Below are 24,948 nucleotides of genomic sequence, written 5' to 3'. Positions count from 1 at the left end.
CACTTGGTACGTAAATAGACGCGATTGTCTTTTGCATTTGATTCATTCACTAGAAAATAAAGAGTACCGAGAGGTTTGACTATGGGAAGAACCCGCGAATTTGACGAAGAAAAAGCATTGGATGCAGCTATGCAGCTGTTTTGGGAGAAGGGCTATGAGGCTACCTCACTAAGCGATTTAACTTCCAGAATGGGTATTCAACGACCTAGCCTATACTCAGCTTTTGGTGACAAAAAAGAATTATTCGAAGCTGCACTGCGCAAATATACGATGTCGCGTGCTGCTCTCGTTCGAACCAAGCTTCAGAGCTATTCCTCTGTTAAGGAAGCCTTTCGCCATTATTTTGAAGGGGTTGTTGCTGAGGAATATGGAGAAAATCGCAACCGTGGATGCTTTAGCATCAATACGATAGTCGAGCTCGCGCCGCATGATGAAAAATTCGAAATTCTCACAAGAGAACATCAAATGTACCTGTCCGTCATATTTCTAGAGACCATTGAACGGGGCATACAATCGGGTGAGCTCGAAATTTCAGTAAACGCGAAAGCTTTATCGCAGTCGCTAATCGTATCGTTAATTGGGCTAACGGTAATATTGAAAGCACGTCCCGAACAATCATTTATTGATAATACGATAGAAATCATACTTGCGCAGCTTAAAGAAGCACCCGCTCACGGTCAGTAATTCAGTAGAAGAATAAACGTTATTTCCATCTATGCACCACATAAAAATAAAGCCCACTGACCTGTTGGTCGGCGGGCTTCATCCGTTTGTCTCATGATGTAAACAATAAATTTTACCTTGCCTCAATGCTCATGAGAAAGAATGTTGATAAGCTTACCGAATGGGTCGCGTACATAGAAACGCCGAACACCCCAGGGCTCCACAGCGATGCCATATTCGATTGGAAACCCAGCATTTTTCATGCCATCAAATGCAGCTTGGAGATCATCGACTTCAATCGACATATCAGGCACAGGCGTGTCAGATCCCCCTTGTGTGGCAAAACTAATTTGTATGTCCATCTCTTCGCTCGAACCATAAGTTCTAATCCAACCATGATCCATTAATAACTCAAGACCGAGTACATCCTCGTAAAAGCGTTTTGCAGCGGTAATATGCTGCGTTTCAATATTCGTGACGATCCGTTTGACTCTCATCATAATCCTCCCATCATTATTCGATAATTACTAATGCTTCTTCTCGTTTATAATTCGATTAAATGCTAGTGACAACCTTTTCAATGACAAGGATAATAAAAATAGAAAGCAAAATTTCATTTTACTAGAGGTGAGCTAATGACGGAACGTCTGCCCTGCCAAACAGAAGGCTGCGTAGCAACTATTTTACCAGCTACCGCAGCCAAGACAGGCGGAATATGTATGCCCTGCCAACAAAAAAAGCTTCGATTGGAAAAGGAAGACTATATTGCCCGCAATCGTAGATTTGTCGATCCTTATAAAGATGTTACCGAACCCGTTGAAATTCTTAAAATCATGCATACACCTAAAAAACATGATCCGCTCGAGGTCCTTCTCTCCTACCCAAAAAGCGAACAGGAACTCTATCATAACCTCACTCCAAAGGAAGTCGCTCAAATGGAGGCGTATGCTGTACAACTTATTGAAGAGGGGGAACTTGATCAGGCCGAAGAAATTTTGTTATCGCTCGTTTGCTTCGCTCAGGCAACCATCCATCTTGGCTTGGATGCGTTAATACAAAAAGAATGTTTTTATCCAGGGATTCTTTTCAAAGATGCTCTGCCTTCCACTAGAAACAAAATCATGGAACGGATTCATCACGATAAGGAGAATCGCAACCATCTACTGTCAGCCCTTGCTTGGATAGGAGATGAAGAGATTGTATGTCAGTTTGATAGCTGGGCGAAATCAACTCCACACTGGGCTAGCGAACTTTATGTATCCCCTGAAAGCTATACTCATGAAGCTGGTTGGGAGCTGGATGATGAGGGAAATAAGATAACATTATTCTATTCGGTTCGCTATGCATTTAAGGCTGAAGATCAATTTACTGAAAATAAAGCAGTGCTTGCGCTTAAGGACAGTAATCACACCTGCCCATGGTGCGACGGCCCAATAGAAGTACTATTTGATTGCAATCTCCTCGACCCGGTTCTGCAATTTCTGAATCTTGAAGGTGAACGCTTGCGATTGGCTGCATGTATGCGGTGCGCTGCTTATTATGGTGTGCAGTTTATGGAAATTGATTATCAGGGTCATTTGAGCTGGAGTTCCTATAATCAGCTGCCGAAGCATTTTTCTCGAGAGATTTATGAGGATACAGAGCCTGTCCATTTGCTACACATGGCAGACCAGCCCAGCGGCAGTTATGAAGCTTCTTACTGGGCCCTTGAAGTACCTGCCACACAGATTGGAGGGCATCCGACTTGGATTCAGGATGCTGAATACCCGTCTTGCCCTAGCTGCGCGCAAACAATGGTGTTCATTGCCCAGCTGGATATGGAACAAGTCGGAAATAGTGAAGGTATTTACTACACTTTCCTATGCCGTAGTTGCCAGTTATCAGCGACAAGCTTCCAGCAGACATGATTTGAAATCGGAGAAGAGACCCACTCCGAGTGGGTCTGATTACCTCAAAGAGCTCTCCGCGCTTACGATTTGACGAATGTTTTCTTTATCGCCTCTAAATACCCGTACCCGTACAAATCGTCCGGCAACAAATAACTCGTCTCCGTCCACTCATTCCAGCTGTTCACCGTAATGAGCGGAGGTTGCTCTGGATGTGTGTCCGCATATTGCTTCGCTTGTTCAAACGCCCTCTGAACGTTGTCTGGCGTATTGTTCTGAACAACAAGCGGAACACGTTCCTTAAATCTCGGATTATTATCCCAGCCAACCGAGATGTGCGGATAATACGGAATGTCGTATGCTGCGTCAATGCGGGACCACTCTTGAACGACATCCACCATGATTTCGTTGTAATCACGGTCTACGTTCACGAAATGAACGTACTGATAGTGGGTCAAGCTGTCGAAGCCAAGCAGCTTCACGATCTCTTTTGCCGTTACCTTTTCCCCGCCGTCAACGCCGCTGAGATTGAAGTTCTGCTCTCCCCACAAAGTGAGCTGCAGGTGTAAGCCAGGCAAGCCTTCTTCGACGCATTTGGCTCTGAACCAAGTGAATGCATCCTTCGTTTCTTCCGCACCGCCCAAACCTCTCATCAGATTGGCAAGATCGTAAATATTAAATATTGGTTTGCCATCAATCGTGTAGTAAGACGGATGCTTAAAATATTGATTGATCACGCGATCGGCGATGATCTCGAATTCTTTTCGGTCGACCGCGCCATCCCAGATCATGGCGCCTTCCATATCATGCGACAAGCGGATATCCCATGTATTATTCACGCTATGGTTCGCCCACATCAAATAAAATTTCACTTTATCGTTGTTTCTTGCCTTCAGATAGCCATCGTTGAGGCAATTTTCCAAAAAAGGGCGCTTGTCGTACCAGTACCAATCGTAAATGAATACATTGACGCCGTGGTCCGCCGCCGCGTTGATCTGCATCTCCATCACATAAGGGTCCGCTTCGTTGCAGTAGCCCCACAGCGGCTTGCGCGGCCAATTATGTTCAGGAAACTTCTTGACGGCGTTCTTGACAGATTGCCACTCCCCCATCCCCTCCGGCCAGAACATCCTAGTTCTTGGTTCGTCCCCTGTATAAGCCGGCCAGACATAAGCAGCTACATCATAGTTATTCATGTTCTTCATGCGAAGCCCTCCTGAATAATAGTACGAAATGCAATCCAACTGACGTCAAACCTTCGGGATAATTAGTAGATTTTCCACAAAACTATTCATTGCTTAATTATTCCCAATAATACTCTATGATCTATTGAGCGACAAGCATTTAGGGCATGAACTCTAAGACAGAGATCAGGCTGGGTGCACAAAAAAGAGCACCGCCCAAGGGCAGCGCTCTGCTTTTACAACTACTGCGATTCCTAATTTCCCTCTAAATTGTTGAACAAATTGAGCACAAGCTGAGCGGCCTCCGCGCGAGATGCCTCCCGCACAGGGGCAAAGCGGTTATTGCCTAATCCTTTCATAAGCGAAGCTTCGGACGCTGCAGCAACATAAGGCAATGCCCACGTTGGGATTTGATCCTTATCCGCGAATGAGCTATTCGAGCCCTCCTTGATGGATTGCCCTAGAGCACGGACAGCCATAACAGCCATTTCTGCACGGGTAATGGTTTCATTCGGTGCAAAGCGGTTTGAGCCTCGTCCCGATACGATTCCTGCCTTAACGGCTGCTGCTATGGAGTCTGCATACCAAGCATCTGAAGCAACGTCATCAAATGTTGACTTTGCACCGTCCGTCTTAAGCTGCAGCGCAGCGACTAGCAAAGCAGCGAACTCCGCACGGGTCGTTTTGCGTTCTGGATAGAACAACAAGTCTGTTGTTCCATTAATGATGTGCTTAGCTGCAAGAATTTGCAGCGTAAGCGCTGCCCAATGTCCTGAAGGGACATCAGTAAATGCCTTTTTGTATTCGAGTACAGCATACGTCCCCAGCTTATCCATGGCAAAGTTTACTTGTTTATTGGCTCGGCTTACTTTTCCGCCAACGTACTTCCACTGCTTAGCAGCCTCATCGTAGGTATATATTCCGATAAGCTCCTGATCAACTTCGCCGGAATTGTAAGGAAGCGAAAGCGTTACACCTTTTGAACCTTGCTCTGTTACCGCAGTTCGTTTGTCAGCAGTTAGCAAATAGATGCCAACTTCGTACTGCGAGCCTGCAGCTTTTAATTGAACGTTCTGCTTACCAGTTGTAAGAGGAGCTTGCTCCGAAAGCGCAATCGGGTTTAACAGCACCTCGACCGAAGCGCCTGCAGCGTTTCCAGCCTGCGCCTTCAGTGCGTCCCATATCTCCTTGCTAATTGTAACCGAAGCATTGTCTCGTTGTACGCGAAGCGGTGCACTACTCACACTACTCAGCAAAATGACTGCTTTCTTATGATCAGCACCTAGCTCCGCATAAGCAACTCCATCCTTCATCTGTACTGTCCGTACAATGGAAGACTCCGGCTCTATGCTTGGGTTCGGATTTCCGTTTCCGTTGCCATTTCCGTTGCCACTATCCGAAGGCACTACCACAGACAGCTCTTGCGAAAGGTGGCTTTCACCGTAGGAATTGTACGCCTTTACCACAAAATAATAAGTTCCCGCCGCAAGCCCAGCAACGTTAAATTCCGTTACATTTCCAGCGTTTAATTGTTTCGTATACACACCGCTTTGTGTACCATATTGAACGCTGTACCCTGTTGCACCTGCCGCAGCAGACCAGTTCAGCTTCACCTTTTGATTGGAAATCGTATGGCTTAGGTTCGACATCGTGAATGGCTGCTCGCCTAATATCAAATAGCCGAATTGAACAGGGTCTTTGACTGAGCCAATACCGCTATTGTACTCAATCAATCCGTTTCGGGCATCGCTGTTCCCTGAGGTCGGACGAGTGCCATCGCTATAGTTAGCCAAAGCAGACAAGCCTAGTGCAGAGCCTGCCTGAATGGAGACACCCTCTGGCAAAAGCTCCGTCCACGGTATAGCAATCTCATAACTGGTTTTCTTAGTCGCTTCATCGCGTGTAATGACGAAGGAACCCGCCGTAAACGGACCCGCAGCTCGTCCAGCGACGGCATTGTAGCGATAACCAAGCATTTGGCCCTCGTTGGTCAGACCAAATGCAAGCTCGGTGTAGCCTTTAGCACCGGGAGCACTATTTCTTTGCGGATCAATCGCAAGCTGAATGCTGGAGCCCTTCCACAAGTCAGCCGCATCCGTAATCGGCAGGTTGTGCTGATCCTCCGTTACCTCCATGGCAAAATACAGGTTATCATGATCCCATCTTGTATACCCTGCGCCTGATAGTTTTTGAGCCGACCATCCCTCTTCAAACCCGCTCACAATGCCTCTAACCTGAGCCAGCTGATCCATTCGAAAATCCGGTGAGGACCAATCGGCAAGATTGCCGTCAATAGTCGGACTATTCGTTGTTAGTACACTTCGCAATGCGTTAACTTGCTTAACGATTCGCGCCACACTGGACTCCGTTACGGCTCCAGACTGCTCGTAAACACGATATTTTAAGCGATGTTCCCCATTGCTTAGCCCTGTCACTGTAGTCGCGTAAGGATGCGTAGTCATTTCTTGCACCTTAACGTCATCCACATACAACTCAACCTTTTGAATATTCGTAAACCCGGCTAAAAAAGGAACTACCGGCAAGTCGGCCACGCTTAACTGATTCCCATCACGCAAAATAGTAAAATCAACCTTCTTATAATTTACTGGTGCCGACAAGACTGTTCCCGTTGTGACCGCAGCGGGTGCTGATGCAGCACCTGTGTTGCCGCTTTGGTCTTCGGCCTCTACTTTATAATAGTAGATCGTGTTCGACTGCACCCGCTCCCGATCCGTAAAGGATGTCTGCTCGGACTCGCCTATCATATTTGCATAAGAAGGAGTAAACTCGGCAGTTGTGCTGCGATAAACATTGTAGTGTGCAATGGTGCCGCCTTGATCGGCTGCGGCTGGCCAAGTTAGCTGAACATCATTTGTAAATGTGGCCATGACGTTTTGAACAAGCATTGGTGAAGCAGTATCCAGAGCATGCACCTGAGATTGCTGATCGTAATTCGTACCCGCCTGCCAAGACGCCAAGCTGGTATATGCTGTACCATAGAGACTCGCACGGAAGTCAGCTTGTTCACTGAATACGCGGTTGTTATTCATTACATCCAGCAGCGTATCGTTGCCGATATTGAACACAGAGGTGTTCGGAACTCCCGCTTTCAGCACAATGTTGTTGTCATGAATGCTATTTCCTGTCCATGTCCCATATGGATTTGAAGCGCTGTTAATGCCGGAAGTACCTTCAACATCTACGATGATCGTGTTTTTCGCTACTTCTATATCGTGAAGTCCCGTCGATAGATCCGGTCTGCCTGTGAAGCTTCCTAGAGCAATTTGCCCTCTTCCATTTCCTTGCTCTCCCTTATTGCCTTTCACTTTGTTGCTCAGTATTTTAGAGCCGTAATTGCTCATGGTGGTGAAGCCATTTCCTTTATTATCATGAGCATAATTGTATTCGGCCGTGATGTTGTCGCAATACCAGTCGATATTGATGCCCGCTCCGTCATAGCCGGAACTGGAATCCTTCATGTTATACACCTCGTTGAAGCGAATAACGGAGTCCCGCGAGGAAATATACCACAAGCCGCCTGGTCCATAGTCGGAGGACGCTTGGCCACCGTCATGAACAACGTTCCATTGAATAGCTGAGTTATGAGCATTTTGCACGACAATCCCTTGACTGCCCATATTATAGACCTTATTGCTGAGCACATTCAGGTTGTCGTAAGTTAATTGAGAGCGCAGCTCTTCTTGCTTTGCGATATCCCAGCCTGATGTCGTTATGCCATACCAGCCTAAATCATGCACATCATTGTTGGATATGACAATGTCCTTTGCTACTTCTTTGTAATCCGTCCCAGGAACATGTGATGAAATAACGATCCCGTTCGTATTGGTGTTTGGACTCGAGCTGTACACTTCATTGCCGTCAATCGTCAGTCCCGTATGAAGCCGCGAGTTATCGTATTGTACAATGATGCCGTTCGTAATGTTGCCCCAAGAAAGCGTTGCTGAAGGTATAGCTTCGACCGCTAACCCTTGAATAAGCCAGTGGCTCAAGTTGTAACCCGTTACGACACCGCCGCCTGTTGGCGCATTCCATGAAATAACTGGCTTGTTTCCGGTTCCATAAGAAGTAATCTGAATAGGCTCCTCCTCGGTACCCGAACCCCTCAAGATTAACTGCTCATTCCAGCTGTCTCCCGATTTCAAAAGAATACGATCTCCGGGCAGGAACGTTGCTGCATTGACAAAGCTCAGCGTTTTCCACGCAGCAGCTTCACTTAAACCATCGTTGTCGTCATCACCTGTGCTGGAGCTGACGTAATAAGTCGTATTTCCGGGAGACACAACCGGCATGGCAATGCGGGTTACGACCACGTTGTCGAAGCTTGCCGTCGCTGCGGTTGCTAGCAATGAAATATGACCCGTGGAGAATGTATTATCCACTGCTGACAGCAACTTGGAAGCATTAATATAAAGCTCTAAGTCGTTTCCGCCTGCAACCCCTTTAAGGGTATAGGATTTTCCGGGTTCTATTTGATAAGGAGCTTCCGCAAGAATCGCCTCATTCTCGCCCTCCTTTTTTACAATTTGAATATTTCCGTTGCCATTATAACGCATGACATAGCCATCTCCGTTATCTTGTCGACGCAAAGAAATACCGACTGTGCTTGTTTCTTCAATCGCAGTTGGTCTCACTAGCGCTTGCATAGAATACGACGACCAAGCATTGTCACCAGCATACGATTCCCCGCCATTCGCATCCAATTGGCTATAAACCTGATTCGATGCAGGTTTCGTTACCTTAATGTTGTCAAATTCCACGACAGTTGCCCATGTAGCAAGTCCGATTTTACCCGTCAGATAGGGATCAGACCCATCTTCATCTGTAGTAGACAACACCTCTTCACCTTCCCGGTAAACCTTAATTTGATTGCCTGTTGTTTCAACCTTAATGCGGACAAAATTCGAAGGAGAAAGGCTTGGGCCATTATATTGCTTCAACCATACCTGGTTGGAACCATCCTGCTTCATGATTTTAATATAGTTATCACTCATATACAGGAAGTAATAATGCTGGCCGTCCATATAACGAAACTTCAGCATGGCCCCTGTACCGCTTATTAACTTAACATCCGCTTCTAAGAAATAATCCGACCAAGAAGCATCTCCTGTTATCAGATCGGAAGCATTGTTGTCATTGCTCTGCTTGTAGCTATGCGATGATCCGTTTTGAACACTAGACCATGATCCGGCGTTGTTCGCCCATCTGACAGCGTTTTCATTTTCAAAATCTTCAAAAAATAATTCCACACTTTCCTCATTCACCTTGTTCCATGTACCGCTGACCGAAGTCCATGGCAGGTTGTCTGTACCCTCGAAATCCTCTTGTAGTAGAACCCGATTGGATTCTGCGGCCGACGTAACCGTCATAACCTGTGGAACGCTCATCATCGCCAGCAAAAAAGCCATCACGATCAAAATAAATCGATGTTTGATTGCGCTCTGCATCTTCATTTTCCTCCATTCAAAGTGTAATTAAAATTATGCTTTTTTACTTTCACCAATATAGCACCTCGAACTTTTACTAGGACATGTATTAACCATTTAACATATCATGTGTTTTTAAATTTTTCTGATATGCTAATTACGAAATATAAAAGGCCTGCGGCTCCTAAAGGAGCAACGCAGACCTTTGCATCATCATTTTGCAACAAAAGCTTATTTTTCAACTGAAATATTTAGAACTGGGTAATCCTGCAGCAAGACGCTTGGGTCTTTACAGCCATGCAGTTCGAATAAAATAATTTCATTTTTCCCTTTTCGCAGCAGCGGACCGGGAATATACATTGTCCCTTGTGGACCGATTTCCCAATAGCGCCCTAAGTTGAAGCCATTAATAAAGGCAACGCCCTTGGTCCAGCCCTTCATATTTAGGAAGGTATCAGCAGGTTCATCGATCATGAATTCACCGGAGTAAAAGGCTGGCTGAACATCTCCCGTTTCATCAAGAGGACCGAATGAAAGCTTAGATAAATCATTTAGCGGGAGCGGATGGATCACCCAATCGTACAGAAACTGTTGACCAAATCGAACGCCTTCCGTAATCCCCTTGCAATCCTTCATATGCGGTCCATAATTTATCCGCCCCATATTTTCAACCAGTATGCTTACAACTACACCCTCCGTCGGAACGGAAAACTGAATATCATGCTCTTTGTCCGAACGATCGATAACCCCTTTATACACCCCGTCAACAAAGATCAGCGCGCGGTCATGCACTTCTTGTAAATTCAATCTGCTTTCCAGCCTTGGTCCCGTCAGCTTTGTCGAATACATAATAAAGCCGTAGTTTTGTCCGAGCTGCTCCATCGCCTCTGGGCATGTGCTTTGCACTGACGTTGACAGCTTGTCGAGCGAAGCGAACAGCTTAGCCTGAGCAGTCATATTAACCGTTCCATACCTTTTTTTGGCGATGGGGGCAGGCAGCTCCAGCGGACCCAAATCTGTATATTTACCAATGACTTCTCTCACCGCATGGAATTTCTCCGTAATATCGCCGCATTCACTAACCGGCACATCATAATCATAGCTTGTAATGGTCGGACCCAATTTGTCCTGAAAGTTCGCACCATTGTAAAAACCAAAATTGGTGCCGCCGTGGAACATATAAAAATTGACCGATGCGCCGGCAGCAAACATTTCGTCCAGCACATTCGCTACATCCGCTGCGTCTCTGGTATGATGCGCTGTCCCCCAGTGATCGAACCAACCATTCCAGTATTCCATGCACATCAACGGCTGATCCGGCTGATACTCATTTAGCTTCTCAAAAGCTTCCGTCGGGCGGGACCCAAAGTTAACGGTAGCCCATACGCCCGGAACCATGCCTCCCTGAAGCATAAAGTCCTCCGGCCCATCCGATGTAAACAACAGTACATTTACCCCGCGCTGGATTAGCGCTTGCTGCAAATAGATCAAATACGCTTTATCATTGCCGTAGCTGCCGTACTCGTTCTCGATTTGCATAGCGATAATCGGACCGCCATTTGTCGATAAAAGTGGCGTTAACCGTGGAATCAGCTCATCATAGTATGCATCGACTTTGTCCAAAAAGGGCTTGTGATAACACCGCAGCCGCATTCCCGGATCAGCAAGCAGCCACGCAGGAAGTCCGCCAAACTCCCATTCTGCGCAAATATATGGACTTGGGCGCACAATAACATAAAGGCCAAGCTCTCCAGCAATGGTGATAAACTGCTCAATATTGGCCATTCCTTCAAATACAAAACGCCCCTCGTCCGGCTCATGAAAATTCCAAGGCACGTAGGTTTCAACCGTATTAAATCCGCAAGCCTTCAGCTTTTGCAAACGGTCACGCCAATACTCAGGTACAACTCTAAAATAATGAATCGCCCCGGATATAATCCGAAAAGGATGCTCGCCCAGCATAAGCTCTTTGCCTTGAATAGAAAGTTGGCTCATCATAAAAACCTCCCAAATCAACTTGTTATGCTTCTAATAGTAGCGGCTGCGTCATCTTTCGGACAATGCACAAAATCCTCATATACTTAACCTTTTGTGCCAAAAGAGACGTTTGAAGCTGGGAGCTTGTGCTATAATCTAACCACATTAATTATAGGGCGGGGGCAGTAACAATGGACATGATAATCAACTTTCAAAATATGATCAACACGCTGCAAATTGTCGGCTGTCATTTCGGCATTAAGCCGGCGGCTTGGTCGTATAAGAAGCACCATCATCCTCTATACGAATTGCTTTACTGTATGGAAGGGGCGGCAGTGCAAGAGATTAACGGGGAAAAAGCCGTTCTAAACCAAGGCGACTGGATCCTGCTGAAACCAGGGGTTAATCACACTATCGCCAATCCGTACCCATCGCCATATGCTTTTTTCAATATCCACTTTGACTTGGACGACCTCGATATTCGAAGCAGGCTGGGAGTCGCGCCCTTTCAGTTGATTCCCGCAGCTCGGGCAAAAGAAAGCAAGCTGCCCCATCTGGTTCCAGAGCTGGAGCAATTGATGCAGCAGGAGCTGCTTTCCGATAGTACCTTGTTTTCTCCCGACGTTATACAAATCTCTTTGCCGCTTCACCAAAGGCTTGGTCTTCAAGCTTACGTATTGCTGATCATTCAGGAAATCCTGCTCATGCTGGAAGTTCCTGCGGCTGCGGATGACGTTTACCCGCGCAACCAAGTTTCCGCCTATGAAGCCGACGTGGCACACTCCATCGAGGAACGGCTCACTGTCGATTTTGCAGCCAACCCGTCTATTACCGCCATCGCATCCGAAATGAATATAAGCCGCAGCCAGCTCTCTAAAATTTTTGCCAAAGTATATGGCGTATCCCCGCGTCAATATATAAGCAGGAGAAAATGGACAAAAGCAAAGGAGCTGCTTGTCACCTCCAACTTAACCGTCTATGCGATCTCCGAGCAGCTCGGCTTCCGCTCCGTCAATCATTTCTCCAGACAATTCCGCAAATGGGCCGGACTTTCGCCAAACCAATATCGCCACACGCCTGTGAACGATGCGAATAGGTGAGTTTAGCTATTATCGATGGGTCAGGAAACGAAGGAGAATAGAATATCAAACAGCTGGCCATTGAGGAAGGCTAGCAACGAGGAAAACAAAAAAAAGCTATATCACGCTGTTAGGCGAGAATAGCTCGTAGGTAGGTAACCACTTGTTTATAAAACGGGGAGCCGAGAGAAATCTCTCCTATGACAACGGCATTCCTCGCGCTTAGGTCTAGTGACTTCATGTGATCAGTCAAAACAACACCGTTCAAGGTTGTATATGGTACTCCAGCTAAGGAACCGTCGATAGCAATTCCGGCAGGTACAGGTATATGGAAGGGATAACCCGGCTTTATTGGACTTGTAACAGGAACGACAAGGGCTAAGTTAGAGTGTGTTGGATCAATGAGTCCATCAGATATTACAATTGCTGGGCGATAACCAGCCTGTTCGTTTCCGCTTTGAGGATAGAAGTTCAACCAGACTACGCTCCCGCGTGCAACAGTTCCTGTAATAGCCATTAAATCATTTCATCCCCCATTGGCTCGTAGAGCTCTTCTTCTTGACTCTTTACACCATCTGAAGCAGAGCCGCGAAGCGATAGAAATAATGCACGAAGCCCCTCTTGATCATCAGCTGCAGGGTATAATGGTCGAAGCACAACTTCTCCTTCACCTGAAATATGGAATCCAACTTCTACGCCTTCGCTTAACGCAGCGAGTTTTAATACTTCAGTTGGAAATCTAAGCGCAAGGCTGTTTCCCCACGGACGAAAAGTAGCTTTAGCGATAGGAGCAGCGGGTATCGACACATGAATCAACTCCTTAGGTGTTTTATGCTTCAATTTTAACACCTCCTCCTTACACTGTATATACATATGTATATACAAAAAAGAAAGATCTGATACATTCAGTAATAAATTCAATCAAAAGACAGCCCTGCCGCAAACGATGCAAGCAATGGCCGTTTTTTTGTTCCATGAATGAAAACTTCTACACCATTCCCTACCCTAATACACCCCCTGCTCAATTCGGCTCCTAGCTTTCACCGATTTCGCGTATTCAGACGGGTTCATTCCGCTTGCGCGCTTAAAGGCTTTAGAGAAATAGTGGACGCTGCTAAAGCCTAGCTGCCGCGATATTTCGGTAAAGTTATAATGGTCCTCGCGAATCGATAGCTTAGCTTTTTCAATTTTCATATGCGCGTAGTACTCCATAATCGTCTTCCCAGTGTTCCGCTTAAAGAGCTCCTTCAGCTTTGTACTCGCGATATGCAGGGCATGGCTGATTTCTGTTAGCGATAGCTGCGTGGATAGCCGTTCCTCCATCAGAGCGACAATGGCGGACACCAGCTTGTCCTCATCCTTCTCCTTAGGCAGCAGCAACGGGGCACGTCCATTGTCAATCGATGCACCCTCGCGCAGGAGCAGAATGAGAAAGGTCTCTAAATAACATTTGACCAGCTGCTCACAGCCAATGGGCTGGCGAAGGTTGCGAACGAGCGGATAATGAAATGGAAAAGTGAAGGCGTTAGCGCCCTCGCTAATAATACGAGCCATTTGGTTTCGTTGCTCATGATCAAGCTGAAACACCTTGTCCGCAAAGCTCTTCATCGCATTGGAATCACAATCAAACGTAATGACGATCACATTCGGAGCTTTGCCATGCAGCGCCGTTAAGCTATGAAACTCATTCGGCTGATGAAAAATAAGGCTGCCCTGCTTCAAGCTATGACGCTTATTATCAGCCCGCACCTCGATTTCGCCTTTGTCGACGTAAACCAGCTCCCAGAAGTTATGCCTCTCACCGGGAAAATAATAATCCTTGCCAAACTCAAAATAAAACATCGTAATGATGCTGCGTATATCCAAAACTAAATTCAAATGAGTTCGCTCTAAATCAATCATCATGTCGATCTCATCTCCTTTAAGCATGTCATCTTCACCTTCTCTAAATGACAAATAATGCGTCTATGAGAACAAAGCCATAGGTGGTCGTTGTTATTTATAATGTAACCAGTTCAACAACCACGAAAGGGGCATTGATCATGAAGCTTGGCGTCATTGGTTATGGGTCTCGCATTCAGCATGTTATTAATGAAATGATAAAAATTGATCCAACCTGCAACGTATCCGCCATTGTTGACCCGCAAAGTCAAATGATACAGGAGAAGCACCAGCAGCAGGTAAAGGATACGGCGTTTTATGGAACACCGGAGGAGATGCTTGCTTCCGCCAGTCTTAACGGTATACTCATTGGCACAAGATGCCATCTCCATACGGAAATGGCTGTAAAGGTGCTCCCCACACGTATTCCGTTGTTTTTGGAAAAACCAGTCGCTACGTCGATGGAGGATTTGCTTCGGTTAAAAGCTTCCGCAGACAAGACAAATGCACCTGTCACGGTCTCTTTTCCTCTGCGAGTATCCATGATCGTTCAGCTCGTTAAGGAAATCGTTGATTCAGGTAAAATTGGCACCATCGAGCATGTACAGGCTGTTAATAACGTTCCTTACGGCTCCGTTTACTACCACAACTGGTATCGCGATGAGAAGCTGACCGGAGGTTTGTTCTTGCAAAAAGCAACGCATGATTTCGATTATATTAATCATGTTCTGCAGCTCGCGCCCATCAGCGTCTGCGCGATGACATCCAAACAAATTTATAAAGGCGATAAGCCTGCAGGGCTGAAATGCGTCGACTGCACGGAGAACAAAACCTGCCCTGACAGCCACGCCTTCGATGAATCCTCGCAATGCGTATTTGGTACGGATACCGGGAATGAGGATTCCGGAAGCGCCTTAGTCTACTATGACAGCGGTATGCATGTCTCCTACTCCCAAAACTTCTATGCCCGCAAAGGTGCTGCTGCACGCGGCGCACGTTTTCTTGGCTACAAGGGCACAGTTGAATTTGATTTTTACACCGAAACGGTGAAAGTATTTATGCATCATACGCAGCGAGTAGAAACCTATGAAATCAAATCTGATGCTAGCCACTTTGGCGGCGATATGGTGCTTGCCCGCAACTTTATTGAAGTTATGCAAGGAACGAATACATCCATCAGTCCAATTGAGGGCGGTCTGCTTAGCGCACTTCAATGTCTGAAAGCGAAGCAATCCGCTGAGACAAGAACATTCCAAAACATTTCATGGGACTAGCTCACCATACTTAGAATGAAAGACGATCGGTATTCTGCATATAGCAGAATCCGATCGTCTTTTTTTTGCTCACAGGCAATGGTTTATTAGACCATTGCCTGCACATTTTCTTTTCAAGCAGCATTAAAATCTCATGCTTAACGACCTTCTACTGTAGCTTGCTTGTTCGTTTCTTCGATGACTTTTGTGCCGCCTTTGCTCATCCAAGTTTCTTTGAACTTGTCAAAATCTGCTGTGACATTTTTGGAGTTGACGATCATTTCAATGACCTGCTCATTAACAAAATCGTTAAGCTGGCCAGTAAGGCTTGGATCAAGCGCTTCCTCGCTAACATTTAAGAAATCCAAAGGATTAGGAACAGCATAATCACCCGTTGATTTGGCGATAGCCAAAATATCTTCTTTGTTAGGCGTATTGTCAGGCAAATAATCGCTATTCCACGATACCAGCGTTCTGAGTGTAAAGCCTTTGTCCTTAGATCTTTCCTCTTCGCTCATAAGCGGGACAATCTTGTCTCCCTCTTTCTTGTAATGCACTCCCTCGATACCATTTAGCATGAGGTCCTGACCTTCAGGGGACAGCAAGTAGTCCATCAGCTCCAGCGCTTTTGTCCGTTTTTCTTCGGAGAGATTAGCGTTGATAGCCGTTTGGCACCAGAAGTTATTGGAGCCGTCCATACGCTGGATTCCTGTCTTGCCCTTCAGCGTACCTACCCAAGTGAACATCGATTTAGGGTCCTTATTTGGATACGCTTGCTGAAGCTTCGTGGAAAGATCCTTATAAGCAGCTGCATTAACATTATGAACCATGATGCCGACTTTACCCGTAACGAACTTTTCAAACTTCTTCTCATCGGTATTGAGCATAAATTCAGGATCAAGAATTTTCTCTTTGTACATTTGGTTCAAGAAGACTAAGGTTTGCTTCGTCTCATCTGAGATAACCTCCGGCATCCACTTGCCGTCCTTCTTCTCCCAACGCTCCGTACTTGTATCAAAAGCATTGAAAATCGGATATTGCCACCACACGCCGCCGGAGCTGGATGTGTAGCCATAAGTATCTTTCTTCCCATTGCCGTCTGGATCATTTTCTGTAAAAGCTTTGGCTACCGCATAAAAATCATCGATTGTCTTTGGCACTTCCAAGCCGAGCTTTTCCAGCCAATCCTTGCGAACCAAAATGTTATGCCCATTAATGGATTCCTTGTTGTTGCCGGACTCATTATAAATAGGTAGTGCATAGTGCTTGCCGCCTGTTGTTTTGGCAATCATCTCGAAATTCGCAAGCGAATTTTGAATATTAGGATACTGATCAGCGTAATCCGAAAGCGGAAGAATTAATCCTTCCTTAATCCACTGGCGATACTGAATCGGTTTACCGATACCGTTCGAGACAAACAAGTCCGGCATTTCGCCAGAAGCAATCATAACGTTAAGCTTCTCTTCCCAGTCGTTCCATGAAGAAGTAATCGGCTTAATCCGAATATTCAATTTCTCTTGCAGCCTCTTGTAAATTAACGAATCTGGCGCGTCCGCACCCTCCCACATCCAACTGAATACGGAAAGCTCAACCGGCTCTGCTGCTTTATTAGGTTCTTTTTCGCTATTTTTGGCAGGCGTCTCGCTATTATTATTTCCACAGCCAGATAGAACGCTTGCAAGCAACGAAACGACTGCCAGCAAGAAGATAAGTTTTTTTCTTCCAAACATGTACGTCCAACTCCCCTAGTTTTTAATAGATTAAATCGTACGGACAACAGGGTCAACTTTTAATAGACCCGATCATCACCCCTTTCACAAAATGTTTCTGAATGAATGGATAAACAATAATGATAGGAACGACGGAAACCATGACCACTGCATTTTTAATCGTATCCGCTAACATGAAGTCTTCGCTGACATAGCTCACACCATGCATCAAAGCCATATTATTGTTTATAAGGATATCTCTTAGCACCATTGCCAGTGGCCACAGCTCTTTATCGTTCAGAAACAGCATGGGCTGGTACCAGTTGTTCCATTGCCCTACAGCAATAAACAAGCCAATGGTAGCAAGCGGAGGAATGGATAGCGGCAAAATAATGCGAAAGAAAATGGTCATATATCCTGCGCCGTCCATTTTGGCCGACTCTTCCAGTTCAATCGGGATATTTTGAAAGAACGTCTTTAACACGATCATGTTGTACGTGCTAAGCGCAGCTGGAATGATCATAACTGCAAGATTATTCACGAGCCCCAAGTTTTTGATCAACAGATAATAGGGAATGAGGCCTCCCGAAAAGAACATTGTAAAAATAATAAACAGAAAAATGGTCGTCCTGCCTGGGAGATCCTGCTTGATTAGCGGATAGGCTGTAATTGCCGTAATGAACAATTGGTACAAAGAACCCGCAATGGTAACGAACACGGAAACAAGCAGCGATTGCACAATCGTATTTTTATTGAACACGTACTCGTACGCCTCAAAGGAAACTTTTTTGGGAATCAAGTTAAAGCTTGATTTGATCGCTTCTTCGTAAGGCAGGATAGAACCTACAAGCACATGCCAGAAAGGGTATAGCGTAATAAGTGCCAAAAATAGAAGAAACACGATGTTCGCTGTATCAAAAATTTTGCCGGAAATACTAGTTGATTTCATCGTTGGTTCACCACCTTTAATAAATGCCTTGGCCGCTCAATTTCTTCGCCGTATAGTTCACTACAATTAATAGAACAAAGTTAATGATGTTTAGGAACAGCCCGATTGCAGTAGCAACGCTATATTGGCCTTGCGTTAATCCAATCCGATAGACATAGGTATCGATAACGTCGCCGCTCTCGTAAACCATTGTGTTATATAGGTTGAAGACTTGGTCGAAGCCGCCGTTCATCATACTGCCAAAATTCAATATGAGCAAAATAGATATAATCGGCAGCAAACCTGGCAATGTAATATGAATGATTTGCTTAAACCGATTGGCTCCATCGACAGTTGCCGCTTCGTACTGATCCGGGTTAATGCCCGATAGCGCTGCGAGGAAAATAATCGTACCCCAGCCAACTTCCTTCCATATGCTAGAGATTATCAGAAGCGGTCGGAACATCCCATTGCTAGTCAAGAAATTAACGGGATCTGCCCCAAAGAGTGCAACCATTTTATTGATCGGCCCTTCAAGCGAGAGAATAGAAAATAAAATGCCCGCTATCGTTACCCATGAAATAAAATGCGGCAAATAAATAATCGTCTGAATGGAGCGCTTAAAAAACTTTTGGCGTACTTCATTCAGTAAGATAGCCAATATAATCGGAGCCGGGAACCCAAATAACAGCTTCAACAGGTTGATTTCAATCGTATTGCGAAACACCTGCCAAAATTTATTGGTCTCGAACAGCTTCTCAAAATGTACAAAGCCGACCCATGGGCTTCCCATAATCCCCTTTGTAATCCAAAAATCCTTAAATGCAATCGTTGCCCCATACATCGGAATGTAACTAAAAATGATGAGGAACACGATGGAGGGGAGCAGCATGACATAGAGCATTTTGTAACTAAATATCCGTTTTCGCAGCTCGCGCCTAGCGCTTAATTTGACCGTGTTTGATTTTACCACGCTTGCTTCCATAGCTCGCTTCACCTGCTCTCTTTTGATGTTAAGAAACACGCGGATGTCCAACAACTCGGGTCCTATTTCGAGCGGCGTCATCCTGCTTTGTTTCATTGTGCCACATGCTGGCGAAGGGTTATATGTACTCACATTGGAAGCTTAGATGTAGTTTGTTACGATGTTTAAACAGCACAGAAAAAAGCCCCGCTAACCAAACAACGGGACTTCATCGTATAGTACGAATGAACAAGGTGGAACCGCATACAGAAAAGCTGAAATATTCTCACGCTTTCTTCTGCTGCTTATATTCCAAGGGAGACATGCCGAGATGCTTCTTAAACAATTTGCTAAAATGGGCATAGTCATCGTACCCGACCAGCTTGCCCACCTCATAAAGCGAAATATCCTTGTCCAGCAAGGAAACCGCAGCTTCAAGCCTTTTATGGATGAGGTAATTGATGAAGCTTTTCCCCTTCTCCTGCTTAAATAAATGACTTAAATAGTTCGGACTGATAAAATACTTCTGCGCCATCTCCTTCAATGAAATACGATGCGCAAACATACGGTCGAGGTCTCGCGTAATCTCATCCACAATTAGAAGTGCATTCAATTCACTAGGCTTCCTCTTGTGCTCTTCTATTCGCATAGCCATTTCTTCCAACAAATCATGTGGTTTATTGTAATAGACAATGAGATCCTGAGCTGTAATAAAATCCTCTGTATCTGGAGCCCCGTGCGACGAGGTTAAGTTGTTCATAGAGATAACGAATAAATTATAGAGCTCGGCAAGGCCACTGAGATGGATACGTCCCTTTTGTATTCCTTTATGCATATCGTACAACGCTGCTTCCAAGTGCTCCATTCTCGACGCACTGCCTATTTGCGCTTTTAACGCCGGAACCGCAGCATTCACATGAGCCTTATGCCGATAGACGCCACGCCTTCCGTTCAAGCTGGACGTGTCTGCCATTCTATTCGATTGGTGATATAAAAAGTATATCCGATCATCGGCTGATCCCATGCTGCTAATGCCGACATCCCACCCGTGAGCAGCTGCCTCCCGCCTTACTTCCCTATACAGCCTTCCAGCGGCTCTGCCCATTATTGCAGGGAAGCCCAAGAGATAGGTCCATTTGAAAGGACTAATCCGGCATTTAAAATAAGAAAGCCTATATGACGTAAGCAGCTGGTCAATCGAAAGCAAATCTTCATCCGCCAATGACTCTGTACTCTTTACGGTTGCAAAGGCATAGTGCTTCCCAGTCTGAAATGCAGCTCCAGTGGACGCTAGCCGATTTGAAATTTTCCGAATAGCGACGTCGCTCTCCACCCATTCGAGCAGCATCATGGATTGGTCGTAGGCTTGCTGCAAACTGCGTTCCCGTTCCCGCTCCTCCAAGCGCTTTGAGCACTTTTCAAGCGTTTGCAGCAGCTCCTCTTCATTAACCGGCTTTAGCAAATAATTAAAACAGCCCTGCTCAATCGCTTGCTTGGCATACGCAAACTCACTGTATGCACTCATAAATACGACCAATGTACGCGGCGATACCCGGTTCACGAACGACAGAAGATCAAGCCCAGTCTTGCCCGGCATTCGGATATCGCTGATTACAACGTCGATAGACTGGCGACGCAACAAGCTCTCCGCTATGTTCACGTCATGAGCTTTGGCCACAATACGAAATCCAGCCTTGTCCCAGTCAATAATTTGCTCCATATCTTTCAGAATCCAAGGCTCGTCGTCTACAAGAAGCAAGTTATACATTGCGAGTGGCCTCCTTGGTCCTTAGAGGGACCGTAATGGTAACTATCGTACCTGTGTCTTTCCAGCTTTTGATCGATAATCCGTAAGGCTCGCCGTAATAGATTTGAATTCGCTTGTGAATATTAACAAGCCCGATGCCTTGACCGATTGAGTTATTATCTTTGGTAACTGAACTAGAGAGACCAGCAAGCTCGGCACGCAGACCGGCTAGTTTCTCCTCATCCATGCCCGCTCCGTTATCCATAACCTTAATGCGCAGCCGATCATCCTCCACAATAGCCCTAATTTGAATAATCCAGCGTCCGCTTTTCTCTTCAAGTCCATGGACGAGCGAATTCTCAACTAATGGCTGCAAAATCAGCTTAACGATCGAATGGATGTTCAGCGACGGGTCCATAGCCACCTTGAATTGCAGGCGATCCCCAAACCTGATTTTTTGAATGGCGATATATCTCTCCAAATGCTCCAGCTCTTTGTTCAGTAGGACATATTCATCGGTACGGGTAATATAGCGGAAGTAGGACACTAAATTATCAATGGCCATGGCAACTTCCTTCTTCGCATTGGAGAGCGACATGCCCCTGATAGAGTGAAGTACGTTATACAGAAAATGAGCGTTAATCTGGCTTTGCAGCCCATTCAGCTGAAAAAGCTGCTTATCCATCTCCGTCTGATGCAGCTGCTGCTGCGACTGAAGCAAATTTTCTGTCAGCTTCTTAATTTGGTTAAGCATATTGTTAAAATGATCCTGAATGACGGTAATTTCGTTCTTGTAGGTAAATTTCAACTTGGCATCCAAATCTCCGCTTGCCGCCCAGTCAAATGCATCCACTAGTCTGGTAATAGGGTGCGTCAGTCGGAAATTAAAGACAGCTGCAATCCACACCACAATTAAAATCATAATGGCAACAAATGCAATGACCAGATACTGAATATCGGTTGCTTTTTCCAACAGCTTGTCTTTATTTATTAGGGCTACGAACTTCCAATTTAAGCTTTTAATCGGGATGGACTGATAGAGGTAGTTTACTTTGTTCAAGCGAATATCCGATACACTGTTGTCTGGCCGATCCTTAATAAGCGTTTGAATTTTGGCAAAATCCAGCTGATTAGTAGAGGAGCCGATAAGATCGCCGACTTCATTCACAATATACAAATTTGCCTTGTTGCCCAAATTACCCGTCTGCAAAATCTGTTGAATCCACTGAGTATCAAGCAGCATAATACCAATATAAATCTCTTGCAAATATCTATTCTCATTAATCGATTTAATTTGCCTATAGGCAAGCAATCCCTTTTTCTTATCTGAACCGTCCAGCGGGGGAGAAATTTGTATTTTAGTCGTAATCGCTTTTTGATAATTTTTTGTATAAATATATTCTAACTCCTTCGCACCAATTAACTGCCCGGTTGAGATAACCCGCAGATCCTCGGCATTGACGAGGCCAATGGACTTAATCGTAGGATCTATCGACATAAAAGAGTTTAAATTTTTTAGCAAAGCATCGGATTCCTGCCACGATTTATTTGCAACTGTGATCTGCTGAATGCCGCGGTTGTAAAATATAGACTTCGATAATTGATCAACGCGATTAAAATATTCATCGAAGCGATTGTTTGTCTGGACAACGAATTGCTCCATGTTTTCCAGTGCATTCTCCTTCATCACTTTAATATAACCAAAATACCCAATCGTCCCTAAAAGGATAATAGGCAATACAGCGATACAAATATTGGTCACGATCATAAGGTAACTGAGCCGATATTTCAGGGTGTATGCGATTATTCGTTTATACATTCGGCCCTCCATAGACAAAATGATGTTAACGTTTACAAAAGAGTATCTATCATAATAGCACATCCACGATGGAGCATACATGTGTTTTTTCACTCTAAAAAGATGTCGTTTGTTCAGATTTTGTTTCTCTTTTCTGTAAGCCCCTATTGAACATAAAAAAACGGAATACACCTAATTTATCTAATAGGTATTTTCCGGCTTCTAATCGATAAAGAGGCTGCGGAATTCGCAGCCTCTTTAGGTAATGCTTAAATGAATTTAGCTTTTTGAAGCAGCCTTTGGATAATGGTTGCTGTTTCAGCCCTAGTTATATTTTTCTGAGGCTGCAGCTCCCCATTATATCCGCCGATAACACCGAATTGAATCGTTAATGCCGCGGCTTGGCGAGCCCATGCTGCTATTTTTGTATTATCTTTAAAACCATGTAGCAGATTTTGCTGCTGTACATTGCCAAGCTTATTATACAAATCTGCCAGCTTCATTGCTCTCGATAAAATAACCATTGCTTCCTGTCTAGTAATCTTCTCGTTAGGCTTGAATGAACCGTCGCTGTATCCATCAACCAATCCGTACGAATATGCGATTTGAGCTGCTGAATGATACCAATCCTTTTCTGATATATCTGTAAAGCTTACAGATTTAGCAGCAGAGCTTAAACCTAATGCCCTTATCATTATAGCTGTGAATTCTGCTCGAGTTATTTCGTTATCCGGTAAAAAACGCTGCTCGTCAGAACCATTAATGATAAGTCTTGATGCCAGATCATTGATGCTTGTTTTGGCCCAATGCGCTGCGACATCGCTAAATGATTTTTGATGATAAATGAGACCGTACATGCTGTTAGTCATGCTGCTCAGGACAGCGTAATAACGTCCATCTTCTTTTATTACCTTAGTAGGAATATGAATGAGCGATCCGTCCGCAATTAACTTTACTCCCGTCGTAATACGCTTAGGATCTAATCCTTCAGGCAATGCAATGCGTCTCTCTACAAAAGTATCAAATTGATTCAGCTCTATTTCCTTGCCCCCAAAGTATGCTTTCACTGAAAATCTCACAGGAGGAGCGATAAGTGTAATTTGTCCGTTATCCCTATCCTTATAAACAAATTCTGAGTTAGGAGCATGAATGATTTCCATCTTGAGAGTTATATCCTTCAGTGAAACATTAGATCCGAATTGGTTAAGCCATTCATCAATATGAACTTGATTCATCGGAAAGCTATAAGACGCTTTTTCAGACATTAGTTGAATAACAGCGTTACTGCTTTCTAAGACTGAAAGAAGCCCAGCATTTATTTCCCAATTCACGATATCAGATTGATTATGGACCGTAATCGTAATAACAGGTTTATTGCCTGCTCCCTTCAAAAGCTCTTTAAGCTGAGCCTCCTCAAAGACCACCGTCGTTACTTTTTTACCTTCTATTGTCCTTATAGTTGCCTTAATCATTTGTTCTGACTTGTTTCCTATGCTAACTGTGATATCTGAATACGTTTCTGTATTACCACCGCCATTGCTGGAACCGCTGCTTGTTTGGTATTCAATAGATGCTGCATGTGCCACACTACTATTACCTGCTGCATCTCGGTATTGAACGTATAGCTGCTTAGATCCATAATCTCCATCCAAAACCCAATTTTTGGTGGGCAATACATTCTCCCAAGCTGACCAAGTCAACTTATCGGCAGAAAACCGCATTTCAGTAACACCACTACCATCGCCATCTGAAGAAGTTAGAGATAGTTTCACTTCCTTGCTACTCGTTACAGTAGCTCCGCTATTGATGGTAATCATTCCTGTTGGTATCGTCTGATCAAGTTTTATTTTATCTTGAATAACGGAATGACTTACATTGCCTGCCTTGTCTTTAAACTGTACGAATACTGATTTCTCCCCGTCGCCCGCTCCAAAGCTCCATGCCTTCGTTGCAGCAGATGGCTCCCAACTACTCCAATCCGTCCCATTGCCCGAGAAGCGCATCTCGACAACGCCACTTCCTTTACTACTGTCATCGTTAGTAAGAGTTAGGGTTGCATCCGCAACATTGGTCCATTCCGAACCACCTTGATCAATGGTTAATGTACCCGTTGGAGCAGTAGTATCCACTAGGAAAATAATCGTAGTAGCATTACCCGCTCCATCCGTTACGACAAGTGTATAGCTGTCGTCAACAGTAATCTCCGTACCGCTTGTAAAAGCAGTTCCATTTAATTTTGCTGTTCCTTCATTAAAGCTAACTGTCACTTTTTCCTTGTACATGCCGCCATCCGCAACGCCTGTTACGATTGGTGCTACTTTATCAATCACAAAGTTCACCGTTGTTGCATTTCCAGCTGCATCCGTCACGACGAGCTTATACGTTCCATCCTGAATAACATCCGTACCACTTGTAAAAGCAGTTCCATTCAATGT

17 protein-coding genes are annotated in these 24,948 nt (G+C 44.9%); 4 read left to right on the top strand and 13 right to left on the bottom strand.

Annotated features, from left to right (window positions below):
- Positions 1 to 81: 81 nt before the first annotated feature.
- Positions 82 to 684, top strand: coding sequence for a TetR/AcrR family transcriptional regulator (locus BK120_RS25545; protein ID WP_076270331.1), 603 nt, complete (start codon positions 82 to 84; stop codon positions 682 to 684).
- A 122-nt stretch (positions 685 to 806) separates the two neighbouring features.
- Here the strand turns inward: BK120_RS25545 and BK120_RS25540 are convergent, their stop codons facing one another.
- Positions 807 to 1,160 (bottom strand): VOC family protein, encoded by a 354-nt coding sequence (locus tag BK120_RS25540; protein WP_076270330.1) that lies wholly within the window; start codon positions 1,158 to 1,160, stop codon positions 807 to 809.
- 138 nt (positions 1,161 to 1,298) lie between these two features.
- On the opposite strand from BK120_RS25540, the gene BK120_RS25535 reads away from it, so the two are divergent.
- Positions 1,299 to 2,570 carry a hypothetical protein gene (locus BK120_RS25535; protein ID WP_076270329.1) on the top strand — a complete coding sequence of 424 codons (1,272 nt, stop codon included), beginning with the start codon at positions 1,299 to 1,301 and terminating at the stop codon, positions 2,568 to 2,570.
- A gap of 62 nt (positions 2,571 to 2,632) precedes the next feature.
- Here BK120_RS25535 and BK120_RS25530 read toward each other — a convergent pair whose 3' ends face one another.
- The 3 genes from BK120_RS25530 to BK120_RS25520 form a co-directional block, all read right to left on the bottom strand.
- Complete coding sequence (locus BK120_RS25530) at positions 2,633 to 3,754, bottom strand: glycosyltransferase WbsX family protein (protein ID WP_076270328.1); 1,122 nt, start codon at positions 3,752 to 3,754, stop codon at positions 2,633 to 2,635.
- Between the two features lie 233 nt (positions 3,755 to 3,987).
- Positions 3,988 to 9,198 carry an S-layer homology domain-containing protein gene (locus BK120_RS25525; RefSeq protein ID WP_076270327.1) on the bottom strand — a complete coding sequence of 1,737 codons (5,211 nt, stop codon included), beginning with the start codon at positions 9,196 to 9,198 and terminating at the stop codon, positions 3,988 to 3,990.
- 210 nt (positions 9,199 to 9,408) lie between these two features.
- Complete coding sequence (locus BK120_RS25520; RefSeq protein WP_076270326.1) at positions 9,409 to 11,172, bottom strand: glycoside hydrolase family 35 protein; 1,764 nt, start codon at positions 11,170 to 11,172, stop codon at positions 9,409 to 9,411.
- Positions 11,173 to 11,345: 173 nt separating this feature from the next.
- Here BK120_RS25520 and BK120_RS25515 point away from each other — a divergent pair, with 173 nt between their 5' ends.
- Positions 11,346 to 12,254, top strand: coding sequence for an AraC family transcriptional regulator (locus tag BK120_RS25515; protein ID WP_076270325.1), 909 nt, complete (start codon positions 11,346 to 11,348; stop codon positions 12,252 to 12,254).
- Between the two features lie 109 nt (positions 12,255 to 12,363).
- Here the strand turns inward: BK120_RS25515 and BK120_RS25510 are convergent, their stop codons facing one another.
- The 3 genes from BK120_RS25510 to BK120_RS25500 all read right to left on the bottom strand — a co-directional run bounded on the left by BK120_RS25510 (position 12,364) and on the right by BK120_RS25500 (position 14,162).
- A complete protein-coding gene (locus tag BK120_RS25510) occupies positions 12,364 to 12,750 on the bottom strand; it encodes a type II toxin-antitoxin system PemK/MazF family toxin (RefSeq protein ID WP_076270324.1) in 387 nt (128 codons plus the stop codon).
- Complete coding sequence (locus BK120_RS25505) at positions 12,750 to 13,073, bottom strand: AbrB/MazE/SpoVT family DNA-binding domain-containing protein (RefSeq protein ID WP_076270323.1); 324 nt, start codon at positions 13,071 to 13,073, stop codon at positions 12,750 to 12,752. The genes BK120_RS25510 and BK120_RS25505 overlap by 1 nt, the downstream gene beginning before the upstream one ends.
- Positions 13,074 to 13,238: 165 nt before the next feature.
- The gene (locus tag BK120_RS25500) at positions 13,239 to 14,162 is read right to left on the bottom strand and encodes an AraC family transcriptional regulator (RefSeq protein ID WP_256711024.1); all 924 of its coding nucleotides are present in this window, start codon (positions 14,160 to 14,162) and stop codon (positions 13,239 to 13,241) included.
- A 113-nt stretch (positions 14,163 to 14,275) separates the two neighbouring features.
- Here BK120_RS25500 and BK120_RS25495 point away from each other — a divergent pair, with 113 nt between their 5' ends.
- Positions 14,276 to 15,388 carry a Gfo/Idh/MocA family protein gene (locus BK120_RS25495; protein ID WP_076270322.1) on the top strand — a complete coding sequence of 371 codons (1,113 nt, stop codon included), beginning with the start codon at positions 14,276 to 14,278 and terminating at the stop codon, positions 15,386 to 15,388.
- A gap of 137 nt (positions 15,389 to 15,525) precedes the next feature.
- On the opposite strand, the gene BK120_RS25490 is transcribed toward BK120_RS25495, so the two are convergent.
- The 6 genes from BK120_RS25490 to BK120_RS25465 all read right to left on the bottom strand — a co-directional run.
- Positions 15,526 to 17,097: an extracellular solute-binding protein gene (locus tag BK120_RS25490; RefSeq protein ID WP_076270321.1), complete on the bottom strand. Its 1,572-nt coding sequence runs from the start codon at positions 17,095 to 17,097 to the stop codon at positions 15,526 to 15,528.
- 52 nt (positions 17,098 to 17,149) lie between these two features.
- Positions 17,150 to 18,025: a carbohydrate ABC transporter permease gene (locus BK120_RS25485; protein WP_076270320.1), complete on the bottom strand. Its 876-nt coding sequence runs from the start codon at positions 18,023 to 18,025 to the stop codon at positions 17,150 to 17,152.
- A 16-nt stretch (positions 18,026 to 18,041) separates the two neighbouring features.
- A complete protein-coding gene (locus BK120_RS25480) occupies positions 18,042 to 19,085 on the bottom strand; it encodes an ABC transporter permease (protein WP_256711023.1) in 1,044 nt (347 codons plus the stop codon).
- A 169-nt stretch (positions 19,086 to 19,254) separates the two neighbouring features.
- Complete coding sequence (locus tag BK120_RS25475) at positions 19,255 to 20,736, bottom strand: response regulator transcription factor (protein WP_076270319.1); 1,482 nt, start codon at positions 20,734 to 20,736, stop codon at positions 19,255 to 19,257.
- Complete coding sequence (locus BK120_RS25470; RefSeq protein ID WP_076270318.1) at positions 20,729 to 22,534, bottom strand: sensor histidine kinase; 1,806 nt, start codon at positions 22,532 to 22,534, stop codon at positions 20,729 to 20,731. Before BK120_RS25470 ends, BK120_RS25475 begins: the two co-directional genes overlap by 8 nt.
- A 248-nt stretch (positions 22,535 to 22,782) precedes the next feature.
- A partial coding sequence (locus tag BK120_RS25465; RefSeq protein ID WP_179089893.1) for an S-layer homology domain-containing protein occupies positions 22,783 to 24,948 on the bottom strand: 2,166 nt, incomplete at its 5' end.

The organism is Paenibacillus sp. FSL A5-0031 (genome assembly GCF_001956295.1).
In the GTDB taxonomy this organism is placed as follows: domain Bacteria; phylum Bacillota; class Bacilli; order Paenibacillales; family Paenibacillaceae; genus Pristimantibacillus.
This window is presented reverse-complemented; position numbering and strand designations above follow the sequence as displayed.